This window comes from Ottowia sp. (assembly GCF_035325765.1).
Classification (GTDB): Bacteria; Pseudomonadota; Gammaproteobacteria; order Burkholderiales; family Burkholderiaceae_C; genus Ottowia.
In genome coordinates, this window is record NZ_DAOKZG010000004.1 from 74,003 (window position 1) to 86,911 (window position 12,909).

Below are 12,909 nucleotides of genomic sequence, written 5' to 3' on the forward strand. Positions count from 1 at the left end.
CGTGATTCAGGCCGGCTCGGTGAAGCTGGGCTCGGTGGGTTCCGTCACGTCGTAGTCACGCTCCCAGCCCTCGTTTTCCAGCTTGACGTGCTGGATCGCGATCGCGTTGGCGTTGGCGTCGAGATCAGGCAGGGCCTGGAACTCGGACACCCAGCAGCGAAAGATCTTGTAGGCCAGCACCAGTTGTCCGGCCTCGTTGTAGACCTCCAGCATCAGGTCCTTGCGAAAATCCTGGAGCGAAGTCTCGGCGCCCAGGCCGGAGCCGAAGTTCCACACCTTGTTGGCCCACTTCTCGAATTCGGTGTCGTGCGTGACGCCGCGCTCCAGCGTGATGGCCTCGTACTTGGTGCGCCCCGGCGACTTGCGGCCGGTGGAAGGATCGCCGCCCTCGCGGTGCTCCACCACCTCGGTGCTGCGCTTGAGCGCCGACACCTTGCTCACGCCGGCGACAAAGCGACCATCCCACTTGACCCGAAACTTGAAATTCTTGTAGGGGTCGAAGCGCTGCGGATTGACGGAAAACTGGGCCATGAGCGGTCTCCTTCGATCGGGTTTCGGTCATCTGCTGGTCAGGTCGGGATGTCGCCCGCGATCTGCTGCAGCTTGAGCACCACGAATTCGGCCGGCTTGAGCGGCGCGAAGCCGACCAGGATGTTGACGATGCCCAGGTTGATGTCGTTTTGCGTCGTGGTCTCGCGATCGCACTTGACGAAGTACGCTTCGCGCGGCGAGCGGCCCTGGAACGCACCCTGGCGGAACAGCCCCTGCAGGAAGGCGCCGATGTTCAGGCGGATCTGCGCCCACAGGGGCTCGTCGTTGGGCTCGAACACCACCCACTGCGTGCTGCGGTACAGGCTTTCTTCCAGGAACAGCGCGAGGCGGCGCACCGGCACGTACTTGTATTCGTCAACCTGCGCATCCGAACCCTTGAGCGTGCGCGCGCCCCAGACCACGCGCCCGTAGGCAGGAAAGCTGCGCAGCGCGTTCACGCCCTGGGGGTTGATCTGGCCATTTTCGGCATCGCTGATCGGCAGCGTCAGGTCGAGCACGCCGTTGAGCGTCGCATCGGTCCCCGCAGGCGCCTTCCACACGCCACGGTTGGCGTCTGTGCGTGCGTATATGCCAGCAACAGTGCCGGAGGGCGCCATGACGCGCGGGCGCAGTTCGTCGAGCGGGTCGGCCAGCGAAAGAGCCGGGAAGTACACCGCCGCATTGCGCGATCGCGTCACGCCGTTCGGGCCGTTGACCCAGGTGACGATGTTGCCGAGCGTCTTGGTCGATGGCGCGTCGACGATGTAGAAGGCACGACGCTTCTCGCACAGGTCAATCGCCGCGGGAATGACGGCGGCGGCCTGGAGGTCCGTCATGTCGAAGGTTTCGGGAATACACAGGATGTTGAAGAGGTCCACGTCGAGCAGCGCGTACATGCCGCTCTTGGCCGCGGGGCTGCCCACGATCTCGCCGGGGCCAGCGCGGGAGCCATCGACGCCCTTGGTGTCCGGCACCGCGTTGCTCACGTTGGCCGGGCGGTGCTGGGCGTTGCCGGTGAACTCGCGTCCACCGTTGGCCAGGCCCAGGTGGATGCTGGCCGACAAGCCGCCGAACGCGCCGCCGGCCACCACCACGCTCGACGCCTCGCCATTGACCAGCGAGCCAAGCCGGAGAAAGCCGCTGCCCGCGCCGCCGTCGGCGCCCGAATCGGATGCCTGCAGGACGGCGCCCAGCCCCGCCACGCCGATCGCCGCGTTCACCGCGGCCACCAGGGCGGCGATGTTGTTGGGCGCCGACCCGGTCAGCGTCAGCCTGAACGGCGTGTTGCCGTTGGCAACGCCCGCGATCACCATGTCGGTGGCGGTGAGCGGGAACACCACCGAGGTGCTGACCGCAAACCCCGGCTGGTTGAACGTGAGCCCCGCCCTGCGCTGTACGGTGACCCGCTGCGACGCACTGTTCACCACCGACTCGACGTACCGCGGCGACGCCGGGTTCAGGTTCAGGTTGCGGTGCGTCTCCACCGGCGCCAGCGTCACGCCATCGGCCTGCAACTGCAGGATGACGAGATTGAACTCGGCATCGGGATTGCGCGCGCCCGTGCGATCCACGCTGACGCGCAGGTCATTGCCCCAGGCTCCCGGGCTTGCCGCCCTGACGTCCAGCACCGCGGCCGGCGCGCTGTCCTGCAGCGTCCACGCGGCCGAGGCGTAACCGGTGGCGACGCGCACGACGATGGCCTGCGTGCCGCCGTTGGCAAAGAATTGCCGCACCGCATAGGAGACCGGACTGTCGCGGTCGAGCCCACCGTAGCCGCGCTCGAAATCACCGAAGCTGGTGACCGGCGCCGCCTTGTCGGGCACGCCCTTGCGCGTGAAACCCACGAACGCGGCCACCGACGTCGCCACCCCGACGATCGTGCGCACGCCACTGGCCATTTCTTCAATGTAGACGCCGGGGTAGTCCAAAGCCACGGGCATGGTTCGCTCCTTGCTGTGCGTGTGGCGCACGTTGATGAATCGGACAGTGAATGGATCGCTCGGGTCGTCGACTCCGTTGGTCTTGTTGCGCCTGCCGCCCAATCGGACGCGGACTTGTTTCTGCAGTGTCCGGTGCCGCCAGTTCTCGACGCACCGCCGTGGCTGGATTTCGCCCCATCCAGCTTCCGTACGCGGCCGCTGACAGTTGCTGGGCCCACCAGAACCAGGGCCAGTTCCCAAACGCCGTGTGTCTCGCGCCGGCCCCGAAAATTGTCGCCTGAACGACAAAATAGTAGCCAGAGTGGATTCGGCCGTGTCGGATTAATTAGTAAAACATCATTACACCGAAACATCGATGTAACGTAATTTTCGTAGGCTTGATTGTCTGATGGCCCGCCGTGGCAGCCGCCGGACGAGCCGCGGCAATCCGCAACAGCGACTCACATCCGCCGGAACCTGAATCGGCCGGCCTTCAGGTCCGGGGCAACCATCCCGCCAGCCCCCGGGTGGAGGCGAGGCAAGAAGGGACCGGTGCCTGGGACGCTGGTGCGCCCCGAGGCAACGCAGCACAAGTTCTCGTGCTGCGGCGCGCCGCACATGGGGATGGGACGCAAGGCTGCGTGCCGCAGCGCCAACGCAGCCTGCGCAGCGCCGGACGACACGACGAGGGCCTGACTCTGGCGGGCCCGCGCCCCGCAACGGCAGTGCACCACAACAGCCGCAGCCATTGCGCGCATCTGCAGCGCCGCAGGCCGCCCCAGGCAGGGATGCGCAGCGTGCGAGGGACTGGCCCCGCGTCGCTCTGCTAAAACAGCACCCGGCAGCGGATCGTGCCCGGGATCTGCGACAGGCGCTCGAGCGCGAGGTCGGACGAGGCGGCGTCGAGATCGATCACCACGTAGCCGATCGCCTCGTTGGTCTGCAGGTGCTGGGCCGCCACGTTGATGTGATTTTCCGAGAACACGTGGTTGATGGCCGACATCACGCCCGGCACGTTCTGGTGCACGTGCAGGATGCGGTGCTTGCCCGGGTGCGCCGGCAGCGCCACCTCGGGAAAATTGACCGAGGTGATCGAACTGCCGTTGTCGCTGTACTTGACCAGCTTCTCCGCCACTTCCAGTCCGATGTTGGCCTGCGCCTCCATGGTCGAACCGCCGATGTGCGGCGTCAGGATGACGTTGTCCAGGCCGCGCAGCGGCGAGACGAACTCATCCTTGTTGCTCTTGGGCTCGACCGGGAACACGTCGACCGCGGCGCCCGCCAGCCGACCGCTGCGCACGGCCTCGGCCAGCGGATCGATCTCGACCACGGTGCCGCGCGAGGCGTTGATCAGGATCGCGCCGGGCTTGAGCGCGGCAATCTCCTGCGCGCCGATCATCCACTGCGTCGACGGCAGTTGGGGCACGTGCAGGCTCACCACGTCGGCCTCGCGCAGCAGTTGCTGCAGGCTGTGCACCTGGTGTGCATTGCCCAGCGGCAGCTTGCTCACCACGTCATAGAAGATCACGTGCATGCCCAGGCTTTCGGCCAGCACCGAGAGCTGGCTGCCGATGGCGCCGTAGCCGACGATGCCCAGCGTCTTGCCGCGCGCCTCGTGCGCGCCATCGGCGCTCTTGAGCCAGCCCCCCCGGTGCGCCGCCGCATTGCGCGCCGGAATGCCGCGCAGCAGCAGGATCGCCTCGGCCAGCACCAGCTCCGCCACCGAACGGGTGTTGGAATACGGCGCGTTGAAGACGGCGACACCGCGTGCGCGCGCCGCGTCCAGGTCGATCTGGTTGGTGCCGATGCAGAACGCCCCGATCGCCGCCAGCTTGGGGGCGTGCGCCAGCACCTCGGCCGTGAGCTGGGTGCGCGAGCGGATGCCGACGAAATGCACGTCGGCCAGCTTCTTCTTGAGTTCCTCGCCCTCCAGCGCCGTGGCGATCGACTCGATCTGCTCGTAGCCGGCGGCGCGCAGCACCTCCTGCGCATGGGGGTGGATGTTCTCGAGCAGCAGGAACTTGATCTTGCTCTTGTCCAGCGAAGTCTTGGGCATGGTGATGGGTGGGAAGTGACCCGGCGCGCACCCGCGGCACCGGGCTGCAGTGCGCAGCAAACGCCGAAAAACCCCGTATTTTGCACTGCAACAACCGCGAGCGCCTGGGCACGCTCGCCGCGCCGCCCGGCCTGCCGCCGCGTGAACGGGTTATCCCGAGTGCCCATCCGGCCCAAGCTGTGCGAAAACCGCAGGATTCGCGTGTGCGCCTGGCGTGCACGCCATGATCCCGAACCGACCGACCTGAGGAGCATCCATGCAATTGAAGCACCTGGCGCTGGCGGGCGCCGCCGTCCTGTCCCTGGGCCTGACCGTGCCCGCGCACGCCCAGACTGAAATCCAGTGGTGGCACGCCATGAGCGGGCCGCTCGGGGAATGGGTAAACGACCTGGCCAAGGACTTCAATGCCAGCCAGAAGGACTACAAGGTGGTGCCCACCTACAAGGGCACCTACGGCGAGACGCTCACGGCCGCGATGGCGGCGTTTCGCGCCGGCAACCAGCCCGACATCCTGCAGGTCTACGAGGTCGGCACCGCCACCATGATGGCCGCCAAGGGCGCGATCAAGCCGGTCGCCGAGGTCATGAAGATGGGTAGCGCCAAGTTCGATCCGAGCGCCTACATCCCCGCCGTCGCCGGCTATTACACGGCGCCCAACGGCCAGATGCTGAGCCTGCCGTTCAACAGCTCGACCACGGTCTTCTACTACAACAAGGATGCCTTCCAGGCCGCAGGCATGGACCCCGAGCAGGCGCCCAGGACCTGGCCCGAGGTGGTGCTGGCGGCCGGCAAGCTCAAGGCAGCCGGCCACAAATGTCCGTTCACCACGAGCTGGATCAGCTGGACCCAGCTGGAGAGCTTCTCGACCTGGCACAACGTGCTGTTCGCCACGCTGAACAACGGTTTCGGCGGCACGGCCACACGTCTCGTGTTCAACTCGCCGCTGCACCTGCGCCACTTCGATAACCTGGCCAACATGTCCAAGCAGGGCCTGTTCGTCTACCACGGGCGGGACAACAAGGCCGACGTCTCCTTCCCCTCGGGCGAATGCGCCATGATGACCGGCTCGTCGGGCCTGTACGCGCGCGTCAGCAAGGAGGCCAAGTTCAAGTACGGCATCTCGACCCTGCCCTACTACCCCGACGTGCCGGGCGCGCCGCAGAACACCATCATCGGCGGCGCCAGCCTGTGGGTGATGGCCGGCAAGAAGCCCGAGACCTACAAGGGCGTGGCCGCCTTCTTCACCTATCTGTCGCAGCCCGAGGTGCAGTCGGCCAGCCACAAGCGCACCGGCTACCTGCCGATCACCATGGCCGCCTACGAGCTGACCGACAAGTCCGGCTTCTACAAGGAACATCCGGGCACCGACGTGGCGGTGACGCAGATGATCCGCAAGACCACCGACAAGTCGCGCGGCATCCGCCTGGGCAACTTCAACCAGATCCGTACCGTCATCGACGAGGAGACCGAGCAGATCTGGACCGGCGGCAAGTCACCCAAGCAGGCGCTGGACGCGGCGGTGGCGCGCGGCAACGAGCAGCTCGTGCGCTTCCAGAAGGCCAACCAGTAAACTCGCACTCGGCCTGTTGATGCCGGCTCGCGTCGCGGGCCGGCCGGCATTTCATGGAAAAGCGCGTCCAGTTCCGATCCGCCTGGCTGCCCTGGGTGCTGCTCGCGCCCCAGGCCGCGGTCATCGCCATCTTCTTCTACTGGCCGGCCGCCCAGACCATGGTCCAGTCGTTCCAGACGCAGGACGCCTTTGGCCTGTCGACCACCTGGGTCGGGCTCGAGAACTTCCGCGAGCTGTTCAGCGACGACGCCTATCTGCGCTCGTTTCGCATCACCGCGTTCTTCTCGGTCGTGGTCGCGGTGCTCGGCATCGGCCTGTCGCTGGCGCTGGCGGTGTTCGCCGACCGCGTGGTGCGCGGCGCGATGGCCTACAAGACCTTCCTGATCGTGCCCTACGCGGTGGCGCCCGCGGTGGCCGGCGTGCTGTGGATCTTCATGTTCTCGCCGGCGCTGGGCGTGGTGTCGTACGCGCTGCGCCTGCTCGGCATCGACTGGAACTACGTGCTCAACTCGGGCCAGGCCGTCACCCTGATCATCCTGATCGCGGTGTGGAAGCAGATTTCCTACAACTTCCTGTTCTTTCTGGCGGGCCTGCAGTCGATCCCGAAGTCGCTGATCGAGGCTGCCGCCATCGACGGCGCCGGGCCATGGCGGCGCTTCTGGTCGATCCAGTTTCCGCTGCTCTCGCCCACCACCTTCTTCCTGCTGGTGATCAACATGGTGTACGCCTTCTTCGACACCTTCGCCATCATCGACGCCACCACCCAGGGCGGCCCGGGCCAGGACACCATGATCCTGGTCTACAAGGTCTACAACGACGGCTTCAAGAACGGCGACCTGGGCGGCTCGGCGGCGCAGTCGGCGGTGCTGATGGCGATCGTCATCGCGCTGACGGTGATCCAGTTCCGCTACGTCGAGAAGAAGGTGCAATATTGAACCACCCCCGTGGCTCCACTCGCTGCGCGATGTTGCGCCTCCCCCCTCAAGGGGGCGCGGCCTATGGTCAGGGAAACCCTGACCATGGCTGCCACTGGGGTGGCCTGCTCCGCGGCCTTCGGGCTTTTGGGTTCAGGCGCTGCGGGCGATGCATGCCGCCATGGAAACTGGAACCCCCTCGTGGCTCCACTCGCTGCGCGATGTTGCGCCTCCCCCCTCAAGGGGGCGCGGCCCATGGTCAGGGTTTCCCTGACCATGGCTGCCACTGGGATGGCCTGCTCCGCGGCCTTCGGGCTTTTGGGTTCAGGCGCTGCGGGCGATGCATGCCGCCATGGAAACTGGAACCCCCTCGTGGCTCCACTCGCTGCGCGATGTTGCGCCTCCCCCCTCAAGGGGGCGCGGCCCAAGGCCAGGGAAACCCTGACCATGGCTGCCACTGGGGTGGCCTGCTCCGCGGCCTTGGGATCCCCCCGAATCTACGCGCCGCTGATGGCGCGGCGCACCGCGAGACGTTGAAATGAGACCAGCCCCAAAACGGCTGCGGCACCAGACCGACACGGCGCGCGCCATCCCGACCCGCGTGGCATCGAGGGCGCGCGATCATGAGGACGATCGGCGATGATCGAGCGCAAACCCGGGCTGACCGTGCTCACGCACCTGGTGATGGTGCTGGGCGTGCTGACGGTGGCCTTCCCGCTGTATCTCGCCTTCGTCGCCTCCTCGCACACGGCGCAGGACATCGTGCAGGCGCCGATGCCGATGCTGCCCGGCAACCACCTGTGGGACACGTGGAAGACCGCGCTGCTGGGCGGCGGCGACGGCGCCGGCTCCACCGCGCCGGTGGCGCGCATGATGTGGGTGAGCCTGGTGACGGCGCTGGTCATCACCTTCGGCAAGATCGCCATCTCGCTGCTGTCGGCGTTCGCCATCGTCTACTTCCGCTTCCGGCTCAAGGGCTTCTTCTTCTGGGCCATCTTCATCACGCTGATGCTGCCCGTGGAGGTGCGCATCATGCCGACCTACAAGGTGGTCGCCGACCTGGGCATGCTCAACACCTACGCCGGGCTGACGGTGCCGCTGATCGCCTCGGCCACCGCCACCTTCCTGTTCCGCCAGTTCTTCCTCACCGTGCCCGACGAGCTGGTCGAGGCGGCGCGCATCGATGGCGCCGGTCCGATGCGCTTCTTCCGGGACGTGCTGGTGCCGCTGTCGCGCACCAGCATCGCCGCGCTGTTCGTGATCCAGTTCATCTACGGCTGGAACCAGTACCTGTGGCCGCTGCTGGCCACCACCAGCGAGGACATGTACCCGGTCGTGATCGGCATCAAGCGCATGATCGCCGGCGGCGACGCCGCCAACCAGTGGAACGTCGTCATGGCCACGGCGCTGCTGGCCATGATCCCGCCGGCGCTGGTCGTGATCCTGATGCAAAAATGGTTCGTCAAGGGCCTGGTGGACACTGAAAAATGAAGCCCCCCCTGAGTCGCTCCGCGCCTTCCCCCCGAAGGGGGACAACGCCAGTAGCCGGCGCAGGTCCGGCCACGGCGTTCGCTGGCATGGCCCGCTCCGCGGCCGCTTGTCAGCTCCAGTTCGGCATGCTGTCGCCAGCAGCGCCCACCCTCGTTCCGTCATAGAACATGGCCGCCATCCAATTCGACAACGTCATCAAGCGCTACGGCACCGGGCCCAGGGCCAACCAGGTCATCCACGGCGTCAGCGCCGAGGTGAATGACGGCGAGTTCGTCGTCATCGTCGGGCCTTCCGGTTGCGGCAAATCGACCCTGCTGCGCATGGTGGCCGGGCTGGAGGAAGTCACCGGCGGCACCATCCGCATCGGCGAGCGCGTGGTCAACGACCTCGAGCCGGCCGAGCGCGACATCGCGATGGTGTTCCAGAACTATGCGCTCTACCCCCACATGAGCGTGTTCGACAACATGGCCTACGGCCTGAAGATCAAGAAGGTACCCATCGACGAAATCCGCCAGCGCGTGGACAAGGCGGCGCAGATCCTGGAGCTGGGCGGCCTGCTGCAGCGCAAGCCGCGCGAGCTCTCCGGCGGCCAGCGCCAGCGCGTCGCCATGGGGCGCGCCATCGTGCGCCAGCCCCAGGTGTTCCTGTTCGACGAGCCGCTGTCCAACCTCGACGCCAAGTTGCGCGCGCAGACACGGCTGGAGATCGAGAAGCTGCACCGTGATCTCGGCATCACCAGCCTGTTCGTCACGCACGACCAGGTCGAGGCCATGACGCTGGCCGAACGCATGATCGTCATGAACGCCGGCCGCATGGAGCAGTTCGGCACGCCCGAGGAGGTGTATCACCGCCCCGCCACCACCTTCGTCGCCAGCTTCATCGGCGCGCCGCCGATGAACCTGCTTGCCGGCATCGAGGGCGTGCGCGACGGCGCCATCCTCGGCATCCGGCCCGAGCACCTGCGCGTGGTCGCCTCCGGTGGCTGGCAACTGGTGGTGCAAACCGTGGAAATGCTGGGTGCCGAACGCCTGGTCTACGGCCACCTGGGCGGCCCCCAGGGCCCCTGGACGATCGTGCGCATGGCCGAGACCGAAGCGCCGCCGGCAGCCGGCCAGACCCTGCACCTGTTGCCGCTGGAAGACCGCATCCACGGCTTCGACGCCGCCACCGGGCTGCGCATCGAAGCATGACGAAATGACTCCGCCATGGAACGGCTCGATCACCAGATGACCGCGGTGCCGGGCCGGCGTTCGCCGTCACGGCGGCGCAGCAGCCGTCATCGAGACACAGCGAGATCGTTCCTCCTGCCGGCGCCAGCCGGTGTCCCTTGACCCATGTCCGACTGGCCCTACCCGTTCTGGATCGCCCACCGCGGCGCCGGCAAGCTCGCGCCCGAGAACACCCTGGCCGCGTTTCGCCTGGGAGCGCGCCATGGCCATCGCATGTTCGAGTGCGACGCCAAGCTGTCGTCCGACGGCGTGCTGTTCCTGCTGCACGACGACACGCTGGAGCGCACCACCAACGGCCGCGGCGTGGCCGGCCGCCTGTGCTGGGCCGAGCTGGCGCAGCTCGACGCCGGCAGCTGGCATTCGCCCGCCTACGCGGGCGAGCCCATCCCGACGCTGGAAAACCTGGCGCGCTACTGTCTGGCCAACGACCTGCTGCTCAACATCGAGATCAAGCCGACCCCGGGTTGCGAGGAAGCCACCGGCTGCGCCGTGGCGCAGTTGGCCGCGCGCCTGTGGGCGGGTGCCGCCACGCCGCCGCTGCTCAGTTCATTCCAGGCCGCGTCCCTGCGCGCCGCCCAGCAAGCGGCCCCCGAACTGCCACGCGGCCTGCTGCTCGAAACCCTGCGGGACGGCTGGCTGGACACGGCGCGCGCGCTCGCGTGTCGCGCCGTGACCGCCGATCACCCGCAGTGGACGCCCGACACCGTGGCCCGGGCGCAAGACGCCGGCCTGCGCGTCCTCAGCTACACGGTCAACGACGAAGCCGCCGCGCAGCGCCTGACCGCGCTGGGCACCGACGGAATCTTCACCGACAGCGTCGACCGCCTCGGTGCCGCCAGCGGCTGAAGCCGGCCACCGCTCCCTCAGCGACGCCGCAGAAGCCAGGCCTGGCACCCGGCACTCGCCAGCACCAGGGCGGCATAGGTGGCCATGCGCCCGTCGTGCCCGCTCAGCAACAGCCCGGCGACAAGCACCAGCAGGCAGGCCCCGAGGTTGAACGCAAGCTCCCGGCGCCACGCTCCGGCGCGCGCCGACCGCCAGCCCGGCAGACGGGACACCAGCACCACCGCCGGCGCCAGCACCAGGGCCGGCGCCATGAAGCCCGCCAGATGCCAGAACAGATCGAGAACGCCCATGAATTTGATAGGGGTCAAGACAACAAAGCAGACTCGTGTCAAAACCCGCGCCGGATTTTATAATCCGACCCCATGGCGGTCTGGGCCCTGGGGCTGAATCACACCACCGCGCCGCTGGACCTGCGCGGTCGCTTTGCGTTCGCGCTCGATCAGGTGGCGCCGGCGCTGGCCCGTCTGCGCCAGATGCACGCGCGCCACCCCGAAGCGGCCCTGCTCTCCACCTGCAACCGCACCGAGGTCTATTGCGCCTCCGACCAGGTGCAGATCGACCACACGCTGGGCTGGCTGGCCCAGGCCGGCCAGGTGCCGATCGACGCCCTGCACCAGCACACCTACGTGCTGCAGGGAGGCCAGGCCGCGCGCCACGCCTTCCGCGTCGCCAGCGGCCTGGACAGCATGGTCCTGGGCGAGCCGCAGATCCTGGGCCAAATGAAGAGCGCCGTGCGCGCCGCGCAGGACGCCGGTGCCCTGGGCACCACGCTGAACCAGTTGTTCCAGCGCAGCTTTGCCGTCGCCAAGGAAGTGCGCAGCTCGACCGACATCGGCGCCCACTCGATCAGCATGGCCGCGGCCGCCGTGCGCCTGGCCAGCCAGCTCTTTGAAGACTTGAGTCAGGTCAAGGTGCTCTACGTCGGCGCCGGCGAGATGATCGAGCTCACGGCCACCCACTTCGCCGCGCGCAGCCCGCGCCACGTGGCCATCGCCAACCGCACGCTCGAGCGCGGCGAGAAGCTGGCACACCGCTTCGGCGGCGAGGCCATGCGCATCGCCGACCTGCCCGAGCGCCTGCACGAGTTCGACATCGTGGTGAGCTGCACCGCGGCCCAGGTGCCGATCATCGGCCTGGGCGCGGTCGAGCGCGCGCTCAGGAAGCGCCGCCGCCGCCCCATGTTCATGGTCGACCTGGCGGTGCCGCGCGACATCGAGCCCGAGGTCAAGGAGCTCGGCGACGTCTACGTCTACACCGTCGACGACCTGGCCCAGGTGGTGCAGACCGGCCAGGCCAGCCGCCAGGCCGCCGTGGCCCAGGCCGAGGTCATCATCGACGCCGGCGTCCAGAGCTTCATGCACTGGCTCGGCCAGCGCGACCCGGCCGCCGGCGTCGTGCCCCTGATCCGCGAGCTCAACGCCCAGGCCGACGAATGGCGCGCGCTGGAGCTCGCGCGCGCGCGCAAGCGCCTGGCCCAGGGCGAGGACATCGACGCCGTGCTCGAATCCCTCAGCCGCGGCCTGACGCAGAAGATGCTGCACGGCGCCATGGCCGAGCTGCGCGCCAGCGACCCGGCCCAGCGCGAGCAGACGGCGCAGACGGTGGAGCGGCTGTTCCTGCGCGGAGCACGCCCGTAATCCGGCGTCCGCGCCGGACGTGACGGATTTCACGAATTCCGGCGCCTGACGCTGGCAGTGGTACCACTCGTCAGCCGCGAGCGGCCGATCGTCGGTCGGGGGCTGCAACCGTCTGCGAGGATTCCTAGGATGATGTCCATGCATCATCCGCCCATTCCGTCTGCCAGGCGTGCGCTCAGTCCAGGTACCGCACGCGGGTTCACGGCCATCGAACTGATGGTGGTCGTGGCCATCGTGGCCATCCTGGCGACACTGGCCGCGCCCAGCTTCACGCCGATCCTGGAGCGCTGGCGCGTGCGGCAGGCGACAGAAGGCTTCCAGTCCACTTATTTCTTCGCGCGCTCCGAAGCGATCAAGCGCGGCGGTTACACCGTCATCCAGAAGCTGCCCAACGACACCAACGGCTGTACTACTGCCAACGGCGATGCGAAGTGGGGCTGCGGCTGGTTCGTCTGCGAAGACGTGGCCAACGATGGCAGTTGCGATGCGACCGACCCGATCTTGCAGCGTTTCGACACGCCAGCCCGAATGGAAGTCGCCCGTTCGACCAACAGCGCCACGATCAGACTGGACCGCTGGGGCATGGTTTCGGGTTCCTTCGTCGGCATCAGCTTTGCACCGCAAGGCAAGTCTTCCGACACCACGGTGGCAAAGACCATCTGCATCAGCTCGGGCGGGCGCCTGAAGACTGTTTCCGGAACCTCGTGCAGTTGAGG

11 protein-coding genes are annotated in these 12,909 nt (G+C 67.5%); 7 read left to right on the forward strand and 4 right to left on the reverse strand.

Annotated elements, in window-relative coordinates; genetic code table 11:
- Positions 1-6: 6 nt before the first annotated feature.
- From PKA16_RS02855 to serA, 3 genes are all read right to left on the reverse strand, one after another.
- A complete protein-coding gene (locus PKA16_RS02855) occupies positions 7-531 on the reverse strand; it encodes a phage tail protein (protein ID WP_324400201.1) in 525 nt (174 codons plus the stop codon).
- 38 nt (positions 532-569) lie between these two features.
- Positions 570-2,471, reverse strand: coding sequence for a phage tail sheath subtilisin-like domain-containing protein (locus tag PKA16_RS02860; RefSeq protein ID WP_324400203.1), 1,902 nt, complete (start codon positions 2,469-2,471; stop codon positions 570-572).
- Between the two features lie 805 nt (positions 2,472-3,276).
- A complete protein-coding gene (gene serA, locus PKA16_RS02865) occupies positions 3,277-4,506 on the reverse strand; it encodes a phosphoglycerate dehydrogenase (RefSeq protein ID WP_324400205.1) in 1,230 nt (409 codons plus the stop codon).
- A gap of 256 nt (positions 4,507-4,762) precedes the next feature.
- Here serA and ugpB point away from each other — a divergent pair, with 256 nt between their 5' ends.
- From ugpB to ugpQ, 5 genes are all read left to right on the forward strand, one after another.
- On the forward strand, positions 4,763-6,076 hold the full coding sequence (gene ugpB / locus PKA16_RS02870; RefSeq protein ID WP_324400207.1) for a sn-glycerol-3-phosphate ABC transporter substrate-binding protein UgpB: 1,314 nt from the start codon (positions 4,763-4,765) through the stop codon (positions 6,074-6,076).
- Between the two features lie 53 nt (positions 6,077-6,129).
- Positions 6,130-7,011, forward strand: a complete 882-nt coding sequence (gene ugpA / locus PKA16_RS02875) for a sn-glycerol-3-phosphate ABC transporter permease UgpA (RefSeq protein ID WP_324400208.1) — start codon at positions 6,130-6,132, stop codon at positions 7,009-7,011.
- Between the two features lie 618 nt (positions 7,012-7,629).
- A complete protein-coding gene (gene ugpE / locus PKA16_RS02880) occupies positions 7,630-8,481 on the forward strand; it encodes a sn-glycerol-3-phosphate ABC transporter permease UgpE (protein WP_324400210.1) in 852 nt (283 codons plus the stop codon).
- Between the two features lie 167 nt (positions 8,482-8,648).
- Positions 8,649-9,671: a sn-glycerol-3-phosphate ABC transporter ATP-binding protein UgpC gene (gene ugpC, locus PKA16_RS02885; RefSeq protein WP_324400211.1), complete on the forward strand. Its 1,023-nt coding sequence runs from the start codon at positions 8,649-8,651 to the stop codon at positions 9,669-9,671.
- Between the two features lie 144 nt (positions 9,672-9,815).
- On the forward strand, positions 9,816-10,556 hold the full coding sequence (ugpQ, locus tag PKA16_RS02890; protein WP_324400213.1) for a glycerophosphodiester phosphodiesterase: 741 nt from the start codon (positions 9,816-9,818) through the stop codon (positions 10,554-10,556).
- Between the two features lie 17 nt (positions 10,557-10,573).
- On the opposite strand, the gene PKA16_RS02895 is transcribed toward ugpQ, so the two are convergent.
- Positions 10,574-10,846 carry a hypothetical protein gene (locus PKA16_RS02895; RefSeq protein WP_324400215.1) on the reverse strand — a complete coding sequence of 91 codons (273 nt, stop codon included), beginning with the start codon at positions 10,844-10,846 and terminating at the stop codon, positions 10,574-10,576.
- Positions 10,847-10,918: 72 nt separating this feature from the next.
- Between PKA16_RS02895 and hemA the strand changes: the two genes are divergently transcribed.
- Both hemA and PKA16_RS02905 read left to right on the forward strand, forming a co-directional pair.
- Complete coding sequence (gene hemA / locus PKA16_RS02900) at positions 10,919-12,193, forward strand: glutamyl-tRNA reductase (RefSeq protein WP_324400217.1); 1,275 nt, start codon at positions 10,919-10,921, stop codon at positions 12,191-12,193.
- A gap of 138 nt (positions 12,194-12,331) precedes the next feature.
- Positions 12,332-12,907: a GspH/FimT family pseudopilin gene (locus tag PKA16_RS02905; RefSeq protein WP_324400319.1), complete on the forward strand. Its 576-nt coding sequence runs from the start codon at positions 12,332-12,334 to the stop codon at positions 12,905-12,907.
- Positions 12,908-12,909: the final 2 nt, after the last annotated feature.

Coding starts and splice junctions, on each gene's coding strand:
- hemA (WP_324400217.1), top strand. CDS start 10,919: ATGGCGGTCTGGGCCCTGGGGCTGAATCACACCACCGCGCCGCTGGAC.
- ugpQ (WP_324400213.1), top strand. CDS start 9,816: ATGTCCGACTGGCCCTACCCGTTCTGGATCGCCCACCGCGGCGCCGGC.
- PKA16_RS02860 (WP_324400203.1), bottom strand. CDS start 2,471: ATGCCCGTGGCTTTGGACTACCCCGGCGTCTACATTGAAGAAATGGCC.
- ugpA (WP_324400208.1), top strand. CDS start 6,130: ATGGAAAAGCGCGTCCAGTTCCGATCCGCCTGGCTGCCCTGGGTGCTG.
- PKA16_RS02905 (WP_324400319.1), top strand. CDS start 12,332: ATGCATCATCCGCCCATTCCGTCTGCCAGGCGTGCGCTCAGTCCAGGT.
- ugpC (WP_324400211.1), top strand. CDS start 8,649: ATGGCCGCCATCCAATTCGACAACGTCATCAAGCGCTACGGCACCGGG.
- ugpB (WP_324400207.1), top strand. CDS start 4,763: ATGCAATTGAAGCACCTGGCGCTGGCGGGCGCCGCCGTCCTGTCCCTG.
- PKA16_RS02895 (WP_324400215.1), bottom strand. CDS start 10,846: ATGGGCGTTCTCGATCTGTTCTGGCATCTGGCGGGCTTCATGGCGCCG.
- serA (WP_324400205.1), bottom strand. CDS start 4,506: ATGCCCAAGACTTCGCTGGACAAGAGCAAGATCAAGTTCCTGCTGCTC.
- PKA16_RS02855 (WP_324400201.1), bottom strand. CDS start 531: ATGGCCCAGTTTTCCGTCAATCCGCAGCGCTTCGACCCCTACAAGAAT.
- ugpE (WP_324400210.1), top strand. CDS start 7,630: ATGATCGAGCGCAAACCCGGGCTGACCGTGCTCACGCACCTGGTGATG.